The sequence below is a fragment of the Cereibacter sphaeroides 2.4.1 genome, assembly GCF_000012905.2.
Taxonomy (GTDB): Bacteria; Pseudomonadota; Alphaproteobacteria; order Rhodobacterales; family Rhodobacteraceae; genus Cereibacter_A; species Cereibacter_A sphaeroides.
Window position 1 is genome coordinate 40,855 of the sequence record NC_007488.2, and the last position, 21,313, is coordinate 62,167.

Annotated in this window: 19 protein-coding genes; 10 read left to right on the top strand and 9 right to left on the bottom strand. The window is 70.6% G+C overall.

What is annotated here, in order from left to right; genetic code table 11:
* Positions 1-29 precede the first annotated feature (29 nt).
* Genes RSP_RS19980 through RSP_RS19990 form a run of 3 tightly spaced genes read left to right on the top strand, consistent with a single transcriptional unit; the run spans position 30 to position 2,655 of the window.
* Positions 30-1,136, top strand: a complete 1,107-nt coding sequence (locus RSP_RS19980; protein WP_011331277.1) for a mandelate racemase/muconate lactonizing enzyme family protein — start codon at positions 30-32, stop codon at positions 1,134-1,136.
* An 8-nt stretch (positions 1,137-1,144) separates the two neighbouring features.
* A complete protein-coding gene (locus tag RSP_RS19985; protein WP_011331278.1) occupies positions 1,145-1,879 on the top strand; it encodes an SDR family NAD(P)-dependent oxidoreductase in 735 nt (244 codons plus the stop codon).
* Positions 1,876-2,655 carry an SDR family NAD(P)-dependent oxidoreductase gene (locus RSP_RS19990; RefSeq protein ID WP_011331279.1) on the top strand — a complete coding sequence of 260 codons (780 nt, stop codon included), beginning with the start codon at positions 1,876-1,878 and terminating at the stop codon, positions 2,653-2,655. The genes RSP_RS19985 and RSP_RS19990 overlap by 4 nt, the downstream gene beginning before the upstream one ends.
* On the opposite strand, the gene RSP_RS19995 is transcribed toward RSP_RS19990, so the two are convergent.
* From RSP_RS19995 to RSP_RS20010, 4 genes are read right to left on the bottom strand one after another with little or no spacing between them, the layout of a single operon-like run.
* Complete coding sequence (locus RSP_RS19995) at positions 2,616-3,956, bottom strand: NAD(P)/FAD-dependent oxidoreductase (protein WP_011331280.1); 1,341 nt, start codon at positions 3,954-3,956, stop codon at positions 2,616-2,618. The two genes, RSP_RS19990 and RSP_RS19995, sit on opposite strands and share 40 nt — an antisense overlap.
* On the bottom strand, positions 3,953-5,449 hold the full coding sequence (locus tag RSP_RS20000; protein WP_011331281.1) for an aldehyde dehydrogenase: 1,497 nt from the start codon (positions 5,447-5,449) through the stop codon (positions 3,953-3,955). Before RSP_RS20000 ends, RSP_RS19995 begins: the two co-directional genes overlap by 4 nt.
* A 1-nt stretch (position 5,450) precedes the next feature.
* Positions 5,451-6,356: a dihydrodipicolinate synthase family protein gene (locus RSP_RS20005; RefSeq protein WP_011331282.1), complete on the bottom strand. Its 906-nt coding sequence runs from the start codon at positions 6,354-6,356 to the stop codon at positions 5,451-5,453.
* Positions 6,357-6,373: 17 nt separating this feature from the next.
* Complete coding sequence (locus RSP_RS20010) at positions 6,374-7,075, bottom strand: GntR family transcriptional regulator (protein ID WP_017140454.1); 702 nt, start codon at positions 7,073-7,075, stop codon at positions 6,374-6,376.
* A gap of 150 nt (positions 7,076-7,225) precedes the next feature.
* Between RSP_RS20010 and RSP_RS20015 the strand changes: the two genes are divergently transcribed.
* From RSP_RS20015 to RSP_RS20035, 5 genes are all read left to right on the top strand, one after another.
* Positions 7,226-8,314, top strand: coding sequence for a quaternary amine ABC transporter ATP-binding protein (locus RSP_RS20015; RefSeq protein WP_011331284.1), 1,089 nt, complete (start codon positions 7,226-7,228; stop codon positions 8,312-8,314).
* On the top strand, positions 8,314-9,255 hold the full coding sequence (locus RSP_RS20020; protein WP_011331285.1) for an ABC transporter permease: 942 nt from the start codon (positions 8,314-8,316) through the stop codon (positions 9,253-9,255). The genes RSP_RS20015 and RSP_RS20020 overlap by 1 nt, the downstream gene beginning before the upstream one ends.
* A gap of 35 nt (positions 9,256-9,290) precedes the next feature.
* The gene (proX, locus tag RSP_RS20025; RefSeq protein WP_011331286.1) at positions 9,291-10,277 is read left to right on the top strand and encodes a glycine betaine/L-proline ABC transporter substrate-binding protein ProX; all 987 of its coding nucleotides are present in this window, start codon (positions 9,291-9,293) and stop codon (positions 10,275-10,277) included.
* A gap of 49 nt (positions 10,278-10,326) precedes the next feature.
* The gene (locus RSP_RS20030) at positions 10,327-11,277 is read left to right on the top strand and encodes a GlxA family transcriptional regulator (RefSeq protein ID WP_011331287.1); all 951 of its coding nucleotides are present in this window, start codon (positions 10,327-10,329) and stop codon (positions 11,275-11,277) included.
* A gap of 192 nt (positions 11,278-11,469) precedes the next feature.
* Entirely contained in the window at positions 11,470-12,033 is a 564-nt protein-coding gene (locus RSP_RS20035; protein WP_011331288.1) for a Tll0287-like domain-containing protein, read from the top strand.
* A 190-nt stretch (positions 12,034-12,223) separates the two neighbouring features.
* Here the strand turns inward: RSP_RS20035 and RSP_RS20040 are convergent, their stop codons facing one another.
* Complete coding sequence (locus RSP_RS20040; RefSeq protein WP_011331289.1) at positions 12,224-12,559, bottom strand: hypothetical protein; 336 nt, start codon at positions 12,557-12,559, stop codon at positions 12,224-12,226.
* Between the two features lie 87 nt (positions 12,560-12,646).
* Positions 12,647-15,985, bottom strand: coding sequence for a M10 family metallopeptidase C-terminal domain-containing protein (locus tag RSP_RS20045; RefSeq protein ID WP_011331290.1), 3,339 nt, complete (start codon positions 15,983-15,985; stop codon positions 12,647-12,649).
* Between the two features lie 416 nt (positions 15,986-16,401).
* Between RSP_RS20045 and RSP_RS20050 the strand changes: the two genes are divergently transcribed.
* Complete coding sequence (locus RSP_RS20050; protein ID WP_017140452.1) at positions 16,402-16,884, top strand: DUF421 domain-containing protein; 483 nt, start codon at positions 16,402-16,404, stop codon at positions 16,882-16,884.
* A gap of 140 nt (positions 16,885-17,024) precedes the next feature.
* The gene (locus RSP_RS20055) at positions 17,025-18,044 is read left to right on the top strand and encodes a nucleotidyltransferase family protein (protein WP_011331292.1); all 1,020 of its coding nucleotides are present in this window, start codon (positions 17,025-17,027) and stop codon (positions 18,042-18,044) included.
* A 231-nt stretch (positions 18,045-18,275) separates the two neighbouring features.
* Here the strand turns inward: RSP_RS20055 and RSP_RS20060 are convergent, their stop codons facing one another.
* From RSP_RS20060 to RSP_RS20070, 3 genes are all read right to left on the bottom strand, one after another.
* On the bottom strand, positions 18,276-19,466 hold the full coding sequence (locus RSP_RS20060; protein WP_011331293.1) for an extracellular catalytic domain type 1 short-chain-length polyhydroxyalkanoate depolymerase: 1,191 nt from the start codon (positions 19,464-19,466) through the stop codon (positions 18,276-18,278).
* A gap of 33 nt (positions 19,467-19,499) precedes the next feature.
* Positions 19,500-19,907 carry a CopG family transcriptional regulator gene (locus tag RSP_RS20065; protein WP_011331294.1) on the bottom strand — a complete coding sequence of 136 codons (408 nt, stop codon included), beginning with the start codon at positions 19,905-19,907 and terminating at the stop codon, positions 19,500-19,502.
* Positions 19,908-20,303: 396 nt separating this feature from the next.
* Entirely contained in the window at positions 20,304-21,302 is a 999-nt protein-coding gene (locus RSP_RS20070) for an NAD-dependent epimerase/dehydratase family protein (protein WP_011331295.1), read from the bottom strand.
* Between the last annotated feature and the right edge of the window lie 11 nt (positions 21,303-21,313).

Consider the following 21,313-nt stretch of genomic DNA (forward strand, 5'->3'; position numbering starts at 1 on the left):
GGCCCTTTTTCCTTCGCGAGACGCTCTCCATGAAGATCACCGAACTGCATCTCTACGCCCACCCGCTGCCGGTGCGCGACGGCCCCTACCGCATGGCCAGCACCGAGGTCTGGTCGCTCGACACGACGCTGGTGAAGCTCGTGACGGACAGCGGCCTGATCGGTTGGGGCGAGACCTGCCCCGTGGGGCCGGTCTACCAGCCGCAGCATGCGGCGGGCGCCCGGGCCGCGCTGGCCGAGATGGCGCCGGGCCTGATCGGGGCCGATCCGCTGCAGCCCCTGCGGCTGCAACGGCGGATGGACGGGCTCCTGAACGGGCACCGCTATGCCAAAGCCGCCATCGACATCGCGGCGCACGACCTGATGGGCAAGGCCTGGGGCGTGCGGGTGGCCGATCTTCTGGGCGGCGCGGTGACCGAGCGGGTGCCCTCCTACTATGCCTCGGGCGTGGGCGAGCCCGACGAGATCGCCCGCATCGCGGCCGAGCGCGCGGACGAGGGCTATCCGCGGATGCAGGTCAAGATCGGCGGCCGCCCGGTCGAGATCGATATCGAGACGATCCGCAAGGTCTGGGAACGGGTGGGCACCCGGATGCGGCTGGCAGTGGACGGCAACCGCGGCCTCACCACGCGCGATGCGCTGCGCCTGAGCCGCGAGTGCCCGGAGATCCCCTTCATCCTCGAGCAGCCCTGCAACAGCATCGAGGAGATCGCCGCGATCCGCGGCCAGCTGCATCACGCGGTCTATCTCGACGAGACGGCCGAGGATGTGGCGACCGTGCTGCGCGCGGTGGGGCAGGGGGTCTGCGACGGCTTCGGCATGAAGGTCACGCGGATCGGCGGCCTCCGCCCGATGGCGGTCTTCCGCGACATCTGCGAGGTCCGCTCGATGCCCCACACCTGCGACGACGCCTGGGGCGGCGACATCATCGCGGCCGCCTGCACCCATATCGGCGCCACCGTCCAGCCGCGGCTGATGGAGGGGGTCTGGCTGGCCCAGCCCTATATCGAGGGCCATTTCGACCCCGAGAACGGCCTGCGGATCGAGGGCGGCCACATCCGCCTGCCCGAGGGGCCGGGCCTCGGGATCGTGCCGGACGAGAGCCTCTTCGGCGCGCCGGTCGCGTCTTTCGGGTAGGGGGAGCGATGCAGGGGTTCGAGGGGAAGGTGGCGCTGGTGACCGGTGCCGCGGGTGGTATCGGCGGCGCGGTGGTGACGGCGCTCCGTGCCGCGGGTGCGCGCGTGGCGGTGGCCGACCGCGCGGTGGCGGGGATCGCGGCCGATCTGCATCTGCCGGGCGACCTGCGCGAGGCGGCTTACGCGGACGGGCTGCCGGGCGCGGTGGCGGCGGGGCTGGGCCGGCTCGACATCGTGGTGAACAATGCGGGCGTCATCTCCCGCGGCAGGATCACCGAGACGACGGATGCCGACTGGTCGCTCTCGCTCGGCGTCAATGTCGAGGCCCCGTTCCGCATCTGCCGCGCGGCGATCCCGCTGATGGCGGCGGCGGGCGGCGGCGCCATCGTCAATGTGGCCTCCTGCTGGGGGCTGCGGCCGGGGCCGGGCCATGCGCTCTACTGCCTGACGAAGGCCGCGCTCGCCTCGCTCACGCAATGCATGGGGATGGACCATGCGCCTCAGGGCATCCGCATCAACGCGGTCTGCCCGAACGAGGTGAACACGCCGATGCTGCGCACGGGCTTCGCGAAGCGCGGCTTCGACCCGGATCGGGCGGTGGCGGAGCTGGGCCGCACCGTGCCTCTGGGCCGCATCGCCGAGCCCGAGGACATTGCCGATGTGGTGCTGTTCCTCGCCTCGGATGCCGCGCGCTACCTCTGCGGCTCTCTCGTCGAGGTCAATGGCGGGAAGGCCGTCGCATGAGCCGGTTCGAGGGGCGGGTCGCGCTCGTCACCGGCGGGGGCCGCGGCATCGGGCAGGCCATCGCCCGGCGCCTCGCCTCGGACGGGGCGCGGGTCTTCACGGCGCAGCGCGGCGCGGACGCCGGGTTCGAGGCCATCGCGGCCGACTTCGCCGATGCGGACGCGCCCGCCCGCGCTGTGGCCGAGGCGGTGGATCGGGCGGGGCGGCTCGACGTCTTGGTGAACAATGCGGGCGTGATGCAGGAGGCGCGGGTCGAGGAGATGGCGCTGGCCGACTGGGAGCGCACGATCCGCGTGAACCTGACCGCGCCGTTCCTTGCGATCCGGGCGGCGCTGCCGCATCTGCGGGCCGTGCGGGGCGCCATCGTCAATGTGGGCTCCATCGAGGGGCTGGGGGCGAACCCGCGCCATGCCGCCTATTGCGCCTCGAAGGCGGGGCTGCACGGGCTGACGCGGGCGGTGGCCGTCGATCATGGCGCGGAGGGCATCCGCTGCAACGCGGTCGCGCCGGGCTGGATCGAGACGGAGCTGAACGAGGCCTTCGTGGAAGCGATGCCCGACCCCGAGGCCTTCCGGCGCGGGATCGGCCGCATCCATCCCGTGGGCCGCACGGGCCAGCCCGAGGAGGTCGCGGCGCTGGTGGCCTGGCTCGCCTCGGACGAGGCGGCCTTCGTGACCGGGCAGGTCTGGACCGTCGACGGAGGGCGGATGGCGCAGCTGAGCCTGCCGCATGAGGACTACTCGGCCGCAGCGCGCCATTCCTTCCAGCGCAGATAGGCCGAGGCCCCGAGGGTTGCCAGCGGCTCGGGCGGCAGGGGCGTGGGATCCGCCTCGGCGACGAAATGGCGCGTGACCGCGCTCTCGACGCCCGAGGCGAGTTCCGCCGCGCCGATCCCCGTCAGGGTGCCGCGCGTGGTGCCGAGGCCGTTCTGCACGCAGGCCGCAAAGAGCCCGGGCTCGAGCTCGCGCATCAGGGCCACGCCGTTGCGGCTGAGGCAGAGGTGGCCCGCCCAGCTGAACTCCATCCGCACGGACCCGAGGGCCGGGAAACGTTCGGCGAACTTGCAGCGGTGGACGGCGGCGGTGCGGCGGAGCGCGGCCTCGCTCGCCTCCATGCCGGGCTCGAAGCTGGCGCAGGTGCGCGTGACGATGCGGTTGCCGCCCTGCGGCCCGTCGATCCGGCGCATGGTGGTGCCCATCGGGTCCGAGGGCGTGATCCCCCAGCGCGGCGCACCGCCCAGCGTGCGCAGCGCCTCGGGGCCGAGATCCGCCGTCATCGAGGCATAGAGGAAGAGATGCATGAGCCGGCCGCGGGCGAAGCCGAAGCTCTCGATCTGGCCGTTGTTGGCGAGGATCACCTTGCCCGCGGCGATCCGGCCGTGCGGCGTGACAAGCTGCCAGCCCGCGCCCTGCCGCGCGAGCCGGAGGACGGGGCTCGTCTCGGCGATGCGCACGCCCGCGGCCCTGAGGCCCTCGGCCAGCGCGCGGATGTAACCCGCGGGCTGCAGCATCACCGTGCCCGGCGTGAAGAGCCCCGACAGGTAGTGGCGCGAGCCGGTGAGCTCGGCCATGGCCTGCGCGTCGAGCCGCTCGCTCGGCTCGCCCAGCGTGGCCAGATGGCGGGCATAGGCCGCGTTCAGCCGGTCGGCCGCGGGGCTTGCCGCGCCATTGACCTTGCCCGCGGGGTCGAAGAAGGCGGCCGGGATGGCATGCTCCTCGACCGCCTGCCGCGCGAAGGCGATGGCCTGCCGGTTCAGCCCGATCATGGCCGCGTCGCTGCCGTGGCCGGTATAGTCGTCGGAGGCGATGTCGTGCGGCAGGTCGATCATGAAGCCCGAGTTGCGCCCCGAGGCCCCCTCGGCGATGCGGCCGGCCTCGAGCACCACGACCCGGGCGCGGGGATCGAGCTGCAGGAGCCGCCGCGCGGCCGAGAGCCCGGCAAAGCCCGCCCCCACCACCGCCACGTCCGCGGTGGCGTCGCCCTCGAGCGGCTGCGGTGCGGGCTGGCCGGGCAGGATGGCGGACCAGGCCGCCGGGCCGCGGTGGACCGGGGTCCGCCGCGCCTCGAAGCTGGTCATGACACGGCCTCGGCCGCGTCGTCGGCCAGATCGATCCAGATGGTCTTCAGCTGGGTATATTGATCGTGGGCGTGGATGCCGTTGTCGCGCCCGCCGAAGCCCGACTGGCGGAAGCCGCCGAAGGGGGTGGTGATGTCGCCCTCGCCGAAGCTGTTCACCGTCACCGTGCCCGCCCGGAGCGCCCGCGCGCCGCGCAGGGCCTTCTTCACGTTCGCGGTGAAGATCGAGGCCGCGAGCCCGTAGGGCGTGTCGTTGGCCAGCGCGATGGCCTCGTCGAAGCTCTCGACCGTCAGGACCGAGAGCACCGGGCCGAAGATCTCCTCGCGCGCGGGCGCGGCCTCGCGGTCGGTGATCTCGAGGATCGTGGGCTCGACGAAGGCGCCATGGGCCTTGCCCCCCAGCAGCACCGTCGGCCCCTCGGCGAGATAGGAGCGGACCTTGTCCAGATGCGCGGGCGAGACCAGCGCCCCCACCCGGTTCGCGGGGTCGAGCGGATCGCCCATCGGCCATTCGCGGGCATGGGCGAGGATCCGCGCGATCAGCGCCTCCTTCACCCCGCTCTGCACGATCAGCCGCGAGGCGGCCGAGCAGTTCTCGCCCATGTTCCAGAAGGCGCCGGTCACGACATGCGCGGCCACCCGGTCGAGGTTCTCGGCATCGTCGAGCACCACCGCCGGATTCTTGCCGCCCATCTCGAGCGTGACCTCCTTGAGGTTCGACTCGGCGGCATAGCGCAGGAAGCGCCGGCCCGTTTCGGTCGAGCCGGTGAAGGAGACGGCGTCGATGTCCATGTGCCGGCCGATGGGCTCGCCCACTTCGGGGCCGTGGCCGGGCAGGACGTTGAAGACGCCCGGCGGCACGCCCGCCTCCGTCGCCAGCTCGGCCACCCGGAGCGCGGTGAGCGGCGTCTCCTCGGCCGGCTTCACGATCACCGAGCAGCCCGCGGCCAGCGCCGGGCCGATCTTCCAGGCGAGCATCAGCAGCGGGAAGTTCCACGGCAGCACGAGGCCCACCACCCCCACCGGCTCGCGCAGCACGAGGGCCAGATGGTCGTCCGAGGCGGGTGCGGTCTGGTCGTAGATCTTGTCGATCAGCTCGGCATGCCAGGTGAGACAGTGGATCGTCTCGGGCAGGTCCACCGTCTCGCAGTCGTAGATGGTCTTGCCGCTGTCGAGGCTCTCCATCACCGCAAGCTCGCGGGCATGGCGCTTGAGGAGCTTGGCCAGGCGGATCAGCACCTCCTTGCGCGCGCGGGGCGGCAGCCGCGACCAGCGGCCGTCCTCGAAGGCGTCGCGGGCCTTCTGCACGGCCAGATCGACGTCGGCCGGGCCGCAGGCCGCGACCTCGGCCAGCAGCTGCCCGGTGGCGGGGTTGCGCGTCTCGAAGGTGGCGCCCGACTGCGCGGGCCGGAAGCGGCCGTCGATGAAGGCGCCGGTGGGCAGCGTGAGGCCCGCCGCGATGGCCTTGTAATCCTCGGTGGTCAGAAGGGTCATCTCAGGCCTCCGCGGCGATCTGGGCAATGGTCCGTTTCAGCACGCGCACGACCTGCTCCAGCTCGCGCTTGTCCTCCTTGGTCAGGGGCTTCAGCGGCGGGCGCGGGGGGCCTGCGCGCAGGCCCGCCATCTCGCAGCCGTGCTTGATGCACTGCACGAACTTGCCGCCCTGCTCGAGCACCCGCATCAGCGGCAGCAGCGCCGACATGATCCGGCGGCCCTTGGCGAAATCGCCCTCGACGGCGCAGGCCTGCCAGAGCGCCAGATGCTCGGCGGGCAGGAAGTTCGAGCCGCCGCAGACCCACGAGCGCGCGCCCCAGGCGAAGAATTCGAGCGCCTGATCGTCCATGCCGCAGGACATCTGGATGTGGGGATAATCGCGCGCCAGAAGATGGACGCGGTTGATGTCTCCCGAGCTCTCCTTGATGGCGCAGAAGTTGCGCGACCGGCCGACGCGGTCGAGGAATTCCGCACCCATCGTCACGCCCATGCGCCCGGGGTAGTTGTAGAGCATCACCGGCAGATCGGCCGCGCGGTCGATGGCCAGCGCGTTCAGCGCATTCTCGCGCTCGGTCGGCACCGCATAGGGGGGCGAGCCCACGAGGATCGCCGCCGCGCCGATCTTTGCCGCATGTTCGGCCATGCGCAGGGAATCCTCGAGCCGGATCGCCACCGTGCCCACGATCAGCGGCACGCGGTCGCCGATCACCTCGCGGGCGAGGCTGGCCATTCCGGCGCGCTCCTCCATCGACTGGGCGTAATATTCGCCCGTCGATCCGCCATTGATGAGGCCGTGGACGCCTGCGGCGATCAGTTGCTCGATCGCCGCGGCGAAGGCGTCGCGGTCGATGGCGCCATCCTCGCGGTGCGGCGTGATGACGGGCGTGTAGATTCCCTCGAACTTCATGAAGCTCCTCTGGATCCTCAGGCCCCCGGCGCGCGGCCGAGCGGGCGCCGGATGCTCTCCGGTGTGACGAAACTCTCGATCTGGGCCCGCGACAGCTCCCAGTGGGCGACGGCGAGGTCGGCCGCGCCGTCGGCGTCGCCGGCCTCGATCCGCTCGATGAAGAGGTCGTGCTGGTCGGCCGCCACCGACTGGACGTCGGTCATGCCGGGGAAGCGCGGGCTGTAGAAGGTCATGCCGATCCGCGTGTGGTCGATCAGCAGCCGCCGGAGGCTCGGCGTCAGATATTCGTTGTCCGCCATCTCGCCGATGATCGAATGGAAGCGCTCGTTCATCAGCGCCCGGTCGGCGGGATTGCCGCGGCGGATCGCATCGCGGAAGGCGGCCTGCGTCTCCTTCAGCAGCGCGATCTGGTCGGGCCGGGCGTTCTCGGCGGCGAGGCGCGAGACGGCGGCATAGATCATCGGCGCGGCGAGGAAGAAATTGCGCATGGTCTTGTAGGTCATGGGCGCCACCTGCGCGCCCCGGTTCTCGTGCAGCACGAGATATCCCTCGCCCGCCATCTGGCGCAGGATCTCGCGCAGCGGCGGGCGCGAGATGCCGTAGCTCTCGGCCAGATCCGTCTCGTCGAGATAGCTTCCCGGCTCGAGCGCCTGGGTCAGGATGCGCTGGCGCAGATCCTCGATGCAGAGCGTCTTGCGGCTTTTCGTCGGGCTGTCCACGGCTGTCTCCTGCTGGGTCCGAGGCCGCTTCCTACTGCGAACTCCGTCCACCGCCCATCCCTCTCGGAATACAATGTGTCTACAGTATCGAAATACATGTTGTCTACATAGAAATTTTCTGTTTGTAGTTTCAGGACAGGGGGAGTCCGCATGACCAAATCCGCAAGAGAGGACGTCATCCGCTGCGAGGGGATCTGGAAGATCTTCGGCCGCAGGTCGCGTCAGGCGATGGAGGCCGTCCGCAGCGGGGGCCTGTCGAAGACCGAGATCCGGGAACGGTTCGACTGCGTGGTGGGGGTGCAGGACGCCTCCTTCAGCGTGAAGCGCGGCGAGATCTTCTGCATCATGGGCCTGTCCGGCTCGGGCAAGTCGACGCTGATCCGGCACATCAACCGGCTGATCGAGCCCACTTCCGGCTCGGTCTTCATCGAGGGGCAGAACGTCAATGCGATGAACGCCCGCGACCTGCGCGCGCTGCGGGCCCAGCGGATCGGCATGGTGTTCCAGAGCATGGCGTTGATGCCGCACCGGACGGTGCGCGACAATGTCGTCTTCTCGCTCGAGGTGCGGGGCCGGCCCGAGGAGGAGCGCGCACGGGTTGCGGCGCAGGCCATCGAGGCGGTGGACCTGACGGGATGGGAAACGAAATATCCCGACGAGCTGTCGGGGGGAATGCAGCAGCGCGTGGGCTTGGCCCGTGCCATCGCTGCCGACCCGACCATCCTGCTGATGGACGAGCCCTTCTCGGCGCTCGACCCGCTGATCCGCAAGCAGCTTCAGACCACCTTCATGGCCCTCTCGGCCGAGCTGCACAAGACCACGGTCTTCATCACCCACGACCTCGACGAGGCCATCCGCATCGGTGACCGGATCGCGATCATGAAGGACGGGGTGCTGGTGCAGATCGGCACGCCCGAAGAGATCGTGACCGAGCCGGCCGACGAGTATGTGGCCGATTTCGTGGCCGGGATCTCGAAGCTCGACCTCGTGTCGGCGGCGCGCATCATGCAGCCCTTCGAGCAGTATCGCCGGACGCGGCCCACGGACGGGATCGAGGCCTGGCCGGTGGCGCGCCCCGACGACAAGCTGAACCGGCTCGTCGATCTGGCGGTCGGCACCGATCATCCGATCCTCATCAAGGATGCGGACGCCGTGGTGGGTGTCGTGGGAAAGCGTGCGCTCCTGCGCGGCATCCAGGGCCGCGAGGACGCGGCCGCTTGCCAGGCGGAGGCCGTCTGATGGCCGAGGAGCGCACCTTCAGCCTGCTCGATCCGTTCCGCAGCATCGATCTCGACATCGACGGGCGCACCGACGGCATCAAGCAATGGGCCATCGCCAACCGCACGGCGCTGCAGCCGATCAAGTCCTTCTTCGACGGGCTGATCGGCTGGATCGAGAACCTGATGCAGTCGATCCCGCCCACCGTCATGCTGCTGCTGATCGTGCTGGTGGCCTGGCAGGCGGCGGGGGGACGGGTGGCCCTCGTCGTGGCCGCGGCGCTGGTGGCGCTGGGGCTTCTGTCGCCCGACGCCTGGTCGCTCGCCATGACCACGCTCGCCATCGTCAATGCGGCCGTGGCGCTCTGCGTCATCATCGGCCTGCCGCTCGGCGTGCTCGCGGGCAAGAGCGACCGGTTCGAGGCGGCGGTCCGGCCGTTCCTCGACACGATGCAGACCATCCCGGCCTTCGTCTATCTGGTGCCCGTGGTGATGCTGCTCGGGATCGGCAATGTCTCGGGCGTGATCGTCACCATCATCTTCGCGCTGCCGCCCTTGGTGCGCCTCACCTCGCTCGGCATCCGCAGCGTGAATCCCGGCGTCGTCGAGGCCGCGCGCGCCTTCGGCGCCACGCCGCGCCAGATCCTGTTCAAGGTCGAGCTGCCGCTCGCCACGCCCACGATCCTCGCGGGGCTGAACCAGACGATCATGCTGTCGCTGTCCATGGTGGTGATCGCCTCGATGATCTCGGTCAAGGGCCTCGGAAACGAGGTGCTGCGCGCCATGGGCCGGCTCGATGCGGGCAAGGCCATCGTGGGCGGTCTCGGCATCGTCATCCTCGCCATCGTTCTCGACCGCGTGACGCAGGGTCTCGGCCGCTCGGGCCGCGCCCGCAACCACCGCCACTGGTGGCAGGAGGGGCCGGTGGGCCTCGTCATGCGCCTGTTTCACAAGAGCGTCTGAAGGCGCCGTTCCAGCCAGCCCAACAAGGAGACACCATGAAACCGTTCAAGATTGCCCTGTCCCTGATGCTGTCGGTCGCGGCCACCCCGCTTCTGGCGAACGACACCCCGGGCGAGGGCGTGACCGTCCGCCCGATCATGGCCACGCAGATCGAGGAGTTCTTCCAGCACCGCATCCTGTTCCGGGCGCTGGAGGATCTGGGCTATTCCATCGCCGAGCCGCAGGAGGTGGAATATCAGACCCTGCACATGGCGCTCGGCGCGGGCGACGGCGACTTCAGTGCCGTGAACTGGCGCTCGCTGCACGAGACCTTCTATCAGGAGGCTGGCGGCGACGAGGTGCTGGCCAAGGTGGGCACCCTGATCGAGGGCGCGCTGCAGGGCTATCTCGTCGACAAGAAGACCTACGACGCGGGCATCACCGACATCGGCCAGCTGAAGGACGCCGAGGTGGCGAAGAAGTTCGACGCCGACGGCGACGGCAAGGCCGACCTCGCCGGCTGCGTCCCCGGCTGGGGCTGCGAGCGGGTGATCGAGCATCAGCTCGACGAATACGGTCTGCGCGACACCGTCACCCACAATCAGGGCGCCTATCAGGCGATGATCGCCGATGTGATGGCGCGCTACCAGAACGGCGAGTCGGTGCTCTACTACACCTGGACGCCCTACTGGGTGTCGGGGGCGCTGGTGCCCGGCACGGATGTCGAATGGCTGAGCGTGCCCCACACCTCGCTGCCGGACGGGGCGACCGGCGAAACCACCTTTAACGGCAAGAACCTCGGCTTTGCGGTGGATTCGATCGGCGTCGTGGCGCGGAAGGACTTCCTTCAGGCCAATCCCGCCGCGGAAAAGCTCTTCGAGGTCGCCAAGATCGACATCAAGGACATCTCGACCGAGAACAAGCAGATCACCGACGGCGAGGCCAATTCGTCGGACATCGACCGGCATGTCGATGCCTGGATCGCCGCGCATCGGGACGAGTACGACGGCTGGCTGGCCGAGGCGCGCAAGGCGGCCGAGTGATCCTTCCGGGTGCCCGCTTCCGGGCACCCGTCCTCGCCGGTGAACCGCCATGTCCGGGACCTCCCCTTTCGTCTTCCTTCTCGTCGAGAACTTTTCCCATATCGCCTTCTCCTGCGCGCTCGAGCCCCTGCGCATCGCCAACCTGCTGGCGGGGCGCGAGCTCTACCGCTGGTCTCTGGCCAGCGAGGACGGCGCCACCGCCACCTGCTCGAACCGCTGCGTGACGCTCGTCCACCGCGGGCTCGAGCCGCTCGCGCGCGGCGACCGGCTGTTCCTGATCTCGGGCCTCCGCGTCCAGCATCACACGACGCCGGCCGTGCTCTCCTTCCTGCGGCGCGAGCGGGCAGCGGGCACGCCCATCGGCGCTATCTGTTCGGGCGCCTATGTGCTCGCGCGGGCCGGGTTCCTCACCGGGGTGCGGACCGCGGTCCACTGGGAGTTTCACGATCTCTTCGCCGAGGACTTCCCCGAGGTGGCCCTCGTGCGCAACGTCTTCGTGCCCGACGAGCGGTTCGTGACCGCCTCGGGGGGGACGGCCGCGGCCGATCTCATGCTGCATCTGATCGCGCGCGAGCACGGTCGGGATCTGTCCACGGCGGTGGCCGACCAGATGGTCTACACGGCGGTGCGCGAGGGCACGGCCGCGCAGCGGGTGTCGCTCCAGTCGCGCCACGGGATGCGGAACGCGCATCTTTCGCGGGCCATCGCGCTGATGGAAGCCCATGTCGAGGAGCCGCTCAGCCCCTTCGCCCTCGCCGACCGCCTCGGCATCTCGACCCGCCAGCTCGAGCGGCTGTTCGGCAGGTTCCTCAACACATCGCCCAAGCGCTACATGATGGAGGTGCGGCTGACGCGGGCGCGCCACCTGATCGTGCAGACCGAGCAGTCGATCTCCGAGATCGCGATGGCCTGCGGCTTCACCTCCACCTCGCATTTCTCGAAGGTGTTTCGCAGCCGCTACGGGGTCGCGCCGGTCGCGCACCGCACGACCCTTGGCTAGGCGGGCGCCCTTCCTCTGCATGACAGGCCTTGACCCGCCTGCGGGCGCGCAAGGCCCGATCCTTTCCTCAAGCCCGTGTGACCAGATCACCGTTCCGCCGGGCCCGTCGCGCTATGGCGGGGCGGGGGCCTCGCCCCGTCCCCACCCGCAGCGCGCCCGAGGCACCGGCGGCTGCCAGAGACGGAGGATGCGATGGATGCGATGAGAAGGGCCCTTGCCGGCTGCGTGCTGGCCCTGTGCCTCGGGACGACCGGCGCCGAGGCCGCCGATCCCGCCGCCCTGGCCGAGGCGCGCGGGGCGACCCTGCGCCTGCAGCAGGAGCTTCAGGGCGCGCTCAAGGCTGCCATGGCGGAGGGCGGCCCCGCCGGTGCCGTCGAGGCCTGCCATCTTCAGGCGCTGCCACTGACCGAGAGCCTGTCCGAGGAGCTGGGCGCCGAGATCGGACGCACCGCGCTCCGGCTGCGCAATCCCGCCAATGCGCCGGACGCGTGGGAGGCGGCACAATTGCACCGGTTCGAGGAACGGCTCGCGGCGGGAGAGCCCGCGGCGGATCTCGAGGCGATGGCGGAGGGTCCGGGCGGGCTGCGCTACATGAAGGCCATCCCGATGCAGGAGGCCTGCGCCGCCTGTCACGGCCCCGACGTGGCGCCGGGGCTCCGCGCGAAGATCGAGGCGCTCTACCCGCAGGACCGCGCCACGGGCTTTTCTCCCGGCACCCTGCGCGGCGCCTTCACCCTCACGCTCCACCGGCCCTGAGGAGCTCCGGACGAAGGCGAACGGGCCCGCGAAACTCCCCGCGACCCTGCCTCCGGGCCCGCGCAAAAGCCTCTTTCACTCTGCGCAAATATCCTCGGGGGTGCGGGGGCAGACAGCCCCCGCCGACGCCGGCCCCTGCGCGGCGGAGCGGGGCTCGCGCCGGGCCAGCTCCCCGGGACCCTGCACCCGCTCAGTAGAGCGCGGTATAGAGCGTGATGCGGAGCGGCGTGCCGGGCTCCAGCCGGGCGCTGCCGCGGGCGAGGAGCCAGCCGTCGGCCCGCAGCAGGCGGGCCTCGACCTCGGTGCCTGCGGCGGCCTCGGGGAGGGCGAAGGCCATGGTCCGGGCCGACCCGTCGCTCTCGAGGCGCAGGGGGTCGGCCCCGCCCGCGGAAATCTCGATCACGCCCTTCGGCAGCGCCGTCCCGCCCTCATGGTCGAGCGTGCCGGAGAGGCCGCCCGCCTGGGCGGTGCCCGCGGCGAAGGCGGCGGCGAGAAGAAGGCTGCGGGGCTTGCCCGGAAGGGTCATGCGAAGGTCCTGAGCCGGAGGGGGGCCGCGGCGCCGGCCGGGGGAGGCAGGCCGGGGCGCGATGGGACGCGCGCCCCGGCCCCCGTCTTACACGAGGTAGAAGTCGTCCGCCGTGAGCGAGAGCCCCGCGCTCACCTGCGCAAAGCGCACCGCGGCCGTCTCGCCCGATCCGTCGGCGTCGTAGGACAGGAAGCCGCTGTCGGTGTCGTAGAGGATCCGGTCGGACGCATCCTGCGCGGCGCCCGAGGGGCTGCGGTGGAAGGCGCCGAACGAGAGGGTGCCCGCGCCGCCCGCTTCGGCGAAGATCGCGCGGTCGAGCAGGATGAGATCCTCGCCCACCTCGAAATCGAGGATCCGGTCGACATTGCCCGCGCCGAGCGCGGTCGAGAAGCGGAAGCTGTCCTCGCCCGCGCCGCCGAGAAGCACATCGGCCGCGAGCCCGCCGTCGAGCAGGTCGCCGCCCGCGCCGCCGACCAGCCGGTCGCGCCCCGCCTCGCCGGGCCGGACCGGCTCGGGCGGGAATTCCACCGACACGTTCAGCTTGTAGTCGGACCCTTCCGGAACCGCGTCGCTCCAGCCGTCGCCGGGCGCATCCTCGGACCAGCTGCCTTCCACGATATAGTAGGTGCCGGTTTCCTCGACGGTGAAGACGGTGCTGGAATCGCGGCTGCTGGTCGAGCCCGGATCCCCGCCGCCGTCGTCGTTCTCGGCCACGATGCGGCCCTCGCTGTCGAGCACGCGCACCCAGCTGTCATGGACATTGGGATCGGCGATCCCGTCGATATCCACCGTCACCACCGTGCCCGCGGCGAGATCGAGGCTGTAATAGCCCCCCTGGCCGTTGCCGGTCGCCGTGACCGTCGTGTGCAGCACGCTGGTCGAGTCGAAGATGTCGGGATCCTCGGTCAGCGAGAAGTTCTCCGACAGGTCGAAGGCCGTCTCGATCGAGTTGTTGGCGGCCTCCGGCCCGAGGGTGGCATAGCCCGTGCCCAGCCCCGGCCGCGGCACCGGCGTGCCCTCGGGGGCGAAATCGCCGAGCAGGACGTCGTCGCCGCCCCGCCCGAAGAGCGTGTCGTTGCCGCCCTGACCGGTCAGCACGTTGGCCGCCGTGTCGCCGATCATCACGTCGGCGTGGCCCGAGCCCGCGAGATTCTCGATCGAGCGGTAGCTGTCGCCGTCCGACGAGCCCAGCGTCAGCGACAGGGCCACGCCGCGCGCCGCGGTGCTGTAGTCGGCCGTGTCGCGGCCTGCGCCGCCGTTCAGCCGGTCGGCGCCGCCGCCGCCGGTCAGGATGTCGTCGCCCCGTCCGCCGGAGAGGACGTTCGACTTCCCGTCGCCGATCAGCCGGTCGTCGTGGAACGAGCCCACCACATTCTCGAACCCTGCGAGAATGTCGTGGCGGATCACCGAGCCGCGGCCCACGATCTGCACCGGCCCGTCGGCGTCGCCGCCGCGTGCGGTGCCCTGCGACAGATCGACCGTCACCGCGGCCGAGCTTCCGGCATAGACCACCGTGTCGATGCCCGCGCCGCCGTTCATGTAATCCTGACCCGCGCCGCCGATGATCGTGTCGTTGCCGCCCTCGCCATAGAGGATGTCGCCGTCCGCTCCGCCGTCGAGGATGTCGTCGCCGCCGCGGCCGTTGAAATAGTCGCCGCCGCCCCGGCCCCAGAAGTGGTTGGCGTCCGACGTGCCGATGAAGCGGTCGATCCGGTCGTCCGAGCCGATCAGATTCTCGATGCTGTAGAAGGTATCGCCCGAGGCGGTGCCGCCGCTCGCCACGTTGGTCTCGAGATTGACCAGAAGCTGGAACGGGCTTTCCATCCCGTAATCGACGGTGTCGATGCCCGCACCGCCGCGGAACACGTCGACGCCGTCCTGACCGCGCAAGAGGTCGTTGCCCGCGCCGCCGTCGAGCGTGTCGTCGCCCGCACCGCCCATGATCGTGTCGTTGCCGGCCCCGCCATAGAGCGCGTCGTTGCCGTCGTCGCTTTCGGTCTGGTCCTCGAGGTCCGCGATGGCGATCGTGTTGTTGATGTCGCGGCTGGCGAGGCTGTCGCGCCCGCCGATCAGCAGGTCGTCGCCGGCGAGGCCGAAGATCGTGTTGCCGCCCGCGCCGCCGTTCAGCGTGTCCGTGCCCTCGGTGCCCATGAGGATGCTGCCGAGCGTGCCGCCCGCGCCCGCGACCGGGGCTGGCGTCCCCTCGTCGGGAGCGGGGGCCGAGCCGCCGGCGTAGATGATCGTCTCGACATTGGCGACCTCGCCCAGATCGAGCCCCTCGGTCAGCACGATGATCGTGTCGTTCCCGCCGTCGGCGAATTCGCGCACGATATCGTCGGCGGAATCGACGAAATAGGTGTCGTCGCCGCCGAAGCCCGCCATCCGGTCGCCGCCGCCGCGCCCGTCGAGCACGTTGTCGCCGTCATTGCCGATGAGCGTATCGGCGAAGCGGCTGCCGATGCCCGCCTCGATGTAATAGTCGCTGGCGTCCTCGTTGTGGCCCGCGAAGATCGAGACGTTGTTGCTGTGGCCGTTCACGCTCGAGAACCGGCCTGCGCGCAGATCGAGGATCGTGCCCGCCGTCGAGCCCGAGAAGTCGATCGTGTCCATGCCGCCGGTGTCGTGGATCACGAAGCCGATGTCGTGCTGCAGCCCCTCGGACATCAGCTCGTAGCCGAAGACGCTGCTGTTGAAGCCGTAGATGTCGTCGCCCGTGTTGAGGTCGATGGTCTGGTAGGTCCGCACCCCGTCCTCGTCCACCGTCGAGAAGAAGCGGCGGATCACGGCCTCGATATCGGCCATGAGCGGCGTGGTGGCGGACCAGCGGCTCGTCTCGCCCACGTCGATGCCGTCGAAATAGGACATGACGCTGTATTGCTGCCGGTCGTAGGTCCAGGTCGCGTTGTTCAGATAGTTGATCTGCACGCCGCCGGGACCGCTGTAATTGTAGAGGCCGGGGTGGTTCAGGCCGAATTCATGGCCGAATTCATGGACGAACGAGTCGAACACATAGCCGCCGAGAGCGGTCTTGTCGGGCTCGGTGTCGTGAAAGCGCTGGCCGATGCTGACATAGCGGTTGCTCGAGAAGGCGCTGCCGTCGCTCGGTTCGCCGATCTCGGGGCTCACCACCTCCATCCAGTCCGTCGCGCGGTCGAAGGGCGCGTCGTCCACGATCTCGAACTGGAGCGGCGTGACCGTGGCCCAGGTCTGCAGCGCGCCGATGGCGGCCGCCTTGTAATCCGGGTGGTCGTTCAGGCCGGTCACGTTGATCCGGAGCGGCTCGGCCGCGATGGCCGGGGTGAGGCTGCGGTTCAGCGCCCCCAGATAATCGAGGAAGGCATCGTAGTCCTCGCTCTTGCCATAAGGATTATCGGGCGTCTGATCGTTCACCCACCATGTGTCCGCGACTTGTCTGGCAGACGGCATCTTCGGCTCTCCCTGACTGAAGGCTGGCTAGGCCCATGCTTCGGTGCTGCCGAACAGCGTTGCCCCGTTCCTGTTCCCGTTCAAGGAAAGTCAAACCGGCGTGATCTTGCCTATGGGTTGAAAAACCGCCCCGTGACGTGCCCGGAATTTCATGAAGAATGAAAGCTCAAGCCCTGAGTGCTTCCCCGCCGGCGAGCTTCATCAGCAGCAGGATGACGTTGCGTAGCCACGGTTTCCCGCTTTCGTCTCACGCTGGCGCGACGGCGGGACGGCGGGTCTTCCGGCCGCGGACGCGCCGGTTCGGGCCGCCGACCAGACGGACCCTCCGCCGCTTCGACTGTATGGGCCGCAGCGTCGGAACAGAGGCGGCGGGGCAGGGTTGCCCGGGCACGACGCCGCATTCGAAAGGAGGACCGATGAGCGACCCCCTGATCTTCGACAGCTGGACCGGCCTCGGGCGGATCCTGCTGGCCGGCACCCTCGCCTACGGCGCGTTGGTGGCGATGCTGCGCGTCTCGGGCAAGCGCACGCTGAGCAAGATGAACGCCTTCGACCTGATCGTGACCGTGGCCCTCGGCTCGACGCTGGCCACCGTGATCCTGAACCGGAGCGTGCCGCTGGCCGAGGGCGTGCTGGCGCTGGCCCTGCTGATCTGCCTGCAATATGCGATCACCTGGACATCGGTGCGCTGGCCTCTGGCCGAGAGCATCGTCAAGAGCGAGCCCACGCTGCTCCTGCACGAAGGCTGCTTCCTCGACGATGCCATGCGCCGTCAGCGCGTCACGCAGGCCGAGATCCTCGCGGCCCTGCGCGAGAGCGGCCTCGACAGCCCCGGCGCCGCCCGCTCCGTGGTGCTCGAGACGGACGGCAGCCTCTCGGTCGTGTCGCGCACGGACTGACGCGGCGTGGAGGCGGGCTCTGGGCCGTGTCCGCCGTGTGCATCAAGAAAATTCCCGCTGCACACTTGCTCGATGTGCAGCGGAAAGATATTTGATGCACACACTGGCCCTGAGGCGCAGACGGTCGGAGGAGACCCGCCATGACGATCCGCTCGCATTCCCGCGCCGCGCAGGTCGCCTATCAGGACCTGCTCCGGCTTCATCTCGACGAGAGCGCCTCGGCGCTGATCGGCAGCATCGAGCAGCGCACCCGCAACGGGCGGATCTATCTCTACGACAAGTTCCGCATCGGCACCGAGATGAAGAGCCGCTACCTCGGCGAGGGCACGCCCGAGCTTGTCGCGCGGCTCGAGCGGGCGGCGGCGCTGAAGGCCGGGGCCGAGGAGCGCCGGGCGACCATGGCGCGCTTGGCCCGGGTGCTGCGCGCGGAGGGCTTCACCGGCACCGACCGCGAGACGGGCTCGCTGCTTCTGGCCTTCGCGCGGGCGGGCGTGTTCCGGCTGGGCGGGACGCTGGTGGGCACGGCCGCCTATGCGCTCTATCAGGGCGAGCTCGGCGTGCGGTTCGATGCCGAGGAACTGGCCCAGACCGGGGACATCGACTTCGCGAGTTTCGAGCGGCTGTCGGTCGCGCTCGGCGACCGCGTCGAGGAGGAGCCGGGCGACATCCTGCAGGCGCTGAAGTTCGATCCGGTGCCGGGGTTGGCCGACCGGCAGGTCTGGAAATGGCGCCAGAGCCGCGGGCAGGCGATGGTCGAGTTCCTGACGCCCGCCTTCGGCGACGAACGGGTGAAGCCGCTGCCCGCGCTCGGCATCAGTGCGCAGGCGCTGAACTATCTCAACTTCCTGATCGCGGAGCCCATTCCCGCCGTGGCGCTCTACCGCTCCGGCGTGCTGGTGCAGATCCCGCGGCCCGAGCGGTTCGCGATCCACAAGCTGATCGTGGCCGACCGCCGCCGCGACGGCCCGGACCGGGCCAAGGCGCGGAAGGATCGCGGGCAGGCGGCCTTCCTGACCGAGCTGCTGGCCGCCGACCGGCCCGACGATCTGGCCGACGCCTACCGCGACGCCCTCGGACGCGGCCCGCGCTGGCGCCAGCGGATCGAGGCGAGCCTTTCGCGGATGCCCGCCACGGCGGAGATCCTGCGCGACCTCGGCTGAGAGAGACCGCTCCCGCGCCGGGCCTATGCCTGCCGCGGGGTCTCGTGCGGGAGGAGGGGGCCTTGGCGCGGGACGCCGCCGCTGCCGGCAGGCGAGGCGGCACCCCGCGGAGAGGCGGAGGTCCTTGCCGATCCCGCCGGGGCAGGGAGGCGGCTGGCGGCGGGCAAGAGGGCATCCCCCCGGGAGAGGCGGATGCCCTGCCGATCCGGGCAGGGCGCCGCCCCGGGTCCGCTAGGCCCCGGCGAGGAAGAAGCGCACCATCTCGGCCGAGGCATCGGGACCGGCCGGATCGGTGTAGGAGCCGGCGGCCCGTCCGCCCGACCAGGCATGGCCCGATCCCTCGATGCGCCAGAGTTCGGCCAGTGCGGTTCCGTCGGCAGCCGCATGGGTCTCGCGTCGCCATGTCCGCCCGCCGGGGCTGCGCCCCTGCTCGGTGCGCGCCGCCGACTGCCGCCCGCCGACCGCCGCGTCGATCAGCCGCTGCGCATTGTCGGGATGCACCGTGGCATCCGCCGTGCCGTGGAAGACGATGGTGCGCGGCGCCCCGCCTGCCGCGGGCCGTGCCGCCTGCCCGTCGCCCCGCATGGCCGCGAAGGCCGAGATGACATCGTGCGCCGCCCGGTGCGGCAGGCCGGAATGGACCCCCACGGCCGAGAAGAGCTCGGGGTGCGTGGCCCCGAGCGTCGCGGCCATCGCCCCGCCCGCCGAGAGGCCCGCGACGAAGATCCGCCCCGCATCCACGTCATGCCGGGCGGCCACCGCCCGCACGAGGTCGGCCAGAAGCGCGGGCTCGCCGCGGTGGGCCTCCTGATCGCCGGGCCGGAACCAGTTCCAGCAGCCCTGCGCATTGTGGCTGCGGTCCTGATGCGGATAGAGGACGATCAGCCCGTGCCGCTCGGCCGCCGCGTTCATCCCGGTGCCTGCCGCGAAATCCTCGGGCGTCTGGGTGCAGCCGTGCAGCATCAGGACGAGCCCCGGCCGACCCTCCGGCTGCGCCGCGGGTATATAGAGCCGGTAGTCGCGGGCACCGGCGGTGCCTGCGTGATGGAGCCGCTCGAACCGGGCGCCCGTGGGAAGGGCAGGCTCGGCCCCCCGTCCGGCGTCGGCGGACGCGAGGCCCGTGGGGCGCAGCCGGCGGAGGGCATCGACCGCGGCCCCCATCCGGCGACGCGGGGGGGCGGCGGAGGCCTCCGGCGCGGCCTGCGCCCGCGGTGCGCGGCCGCCGAGCACTTCGGCCTCCTCGATCCCGTCGAAGGAGGCTGCGGGCGCCGGCCGCGTGGCCTCCTGCGCTGCGGGTTCGCCGCTCGCCCCGGTCTCGCGGCCCCGCAGCAGATCCTGGATCGCCCGCGTGGCCCCCGCCGGATCGCCGGCGCGCACCTGATCGAGCGCCCGGCCCATGGCCGTCGCAAACTCCGTCTTCATCTCGGTCTTCCTTGCCAGAGGGGCGCTGTGCGCCTAGCGGATGCGGTCCCGGAGGGCCGCCTTGATCTCGGCGGACGCCTGAAGCGCCCCGAGCACGGTGAGAGAGCCGATGGTGGCGCGCGCCAGATCGGCAGAGACGTCCGACGCGATCCGGGCCAGTCCCACGACGCGCACATGCAGCAGCTCACCCGCCGCCTGTGCGGCCTCGAGCTCGGCCCGGCCGATGTCGCGCAGGCCGAGCTCGAGCGTGTGGCGCTCGATCGAGCGCGTCACGGCGTCGGCCTCGGTTCCCAGCTGGTTGCGGATGGCGGTGCGGATGAAGTCGCTCCGGTTGGCGTAGAAGCCTTCCTGCACCAGAAGGTCGATCCGCCCGAGGTCCACCGGCCCGAGGTTGATCGTGATCTTCTCGCTGTCGCTGGTCTTCGGAGCCGGGGGCTGCATCGTGTGTCTCCATCCGTGTGGATGGTATATGGATGTTGAAGCGGCCGATGCAAGGGGCGACGAGCGCGCCCGCGCCTGACGTCGCGGCGCCCTCGGCGGGCGGTGCCACCCTGGCCGCAAGGGCCGGACGACGTCCACGGGCAGTCCCGAGGACCGTGGTCAGTTATGCGGGCACGGAGCGGGAGAGGGATCGAAGGCCGGGCGCGCCGGGGCGTCAGAAGAGCGCGCCGGATCGGGCAGCTTCGGAGGGGGCCGCGCCGGAGGACGGGGGGCCGGGGTCGTCACAGGAGCGCACTGGATCAGACAGCTCGTGCGGAGGCAACGTCGGACGGGCAGGCCACGGGAGGCGCAGGAAGAGAACGGCAGACGCCGGAGGGACGTTCTCCGTCCGAAGCGTCAGAAGCGCGCGCTGCGGCGCGAGCGGGCGAGCTTCGCGCGGGGTGGGGGGGCTTCGGCGGCGGTTTCATGGGCGAGGGTCGTGCAGACCCAGCGCCAGGTCTCGGCCAGCCCCTCCTCGAGGCCGATGCGCGGGGCCCAGTCGAAGGCTGCGCGCGCGCGGGAGATGTCGAGCACCACACGGGGCACGTCGTAGCCGCGGCCGGGCTGGCGGAGCGCGCGGACGGGCGGGCCGCCCGAAGCCTGGACGGTGCGGTCGATCCCGGCCACGATCTCGGCCACCGAGGTGCCGGTGCCGCTGCCCGCGTTGAAGAAGCCGCAGGTGTCCGAGCGCAGGGTCGCAACGCAGAGCGCCGCCAGATCGCGGACATGGATGAAGTCGCGCGTCACCTGCCCGTCGCCCCAGATCTCGACCGGCTCGCCGCGCGCGGCGCGCCACAGGTGGGTGCCGATGATCCCCTGCACGCCGGTGTGGCCCTGTCGCGGCCCGTAGGGGTTCGAGGCGCGCAGCACCACGGGCGCCAGCCCGTAGAGCGCCTGCTCCATGCGGATGTAGCTCTCGATCGCGACCTTCACGATGCCGTAGGATCCGATGGGGCGCAGCGGATGCTCCTCGGGCACCGGATCGGCCTGCGGCACGCCATAGACCGTGCCGCCGGACGAGAGGAACACGAGCCGCCGCTTGCCCGTCGCGCGCATCACGTCGAGAAGCCGCACCGTCGCCAGAAGATTGGCTTCGATGTCGAGCCCCGGGTTGAGGTTCGCGGTCGCGGGCACCGTCGCGCTCGCCAGATGGAGCACCGCCTCGACGTCGTGCAGCGCCCGGAACACCAGAGCCGGGTCGCTGTAGTCGCCCATGACATAATCGACGCCGGCAAGCGGCGGACGGAAGGCCTCGGGCCGTCGGCCGAAGACCCGCACCCGACAGCCCTCCTGCAACAGAAGGTCGACGACATGTGACCCGATAAAACCGCAGCCGCCTATTACCAGAACTTTCATCACATGTTCCT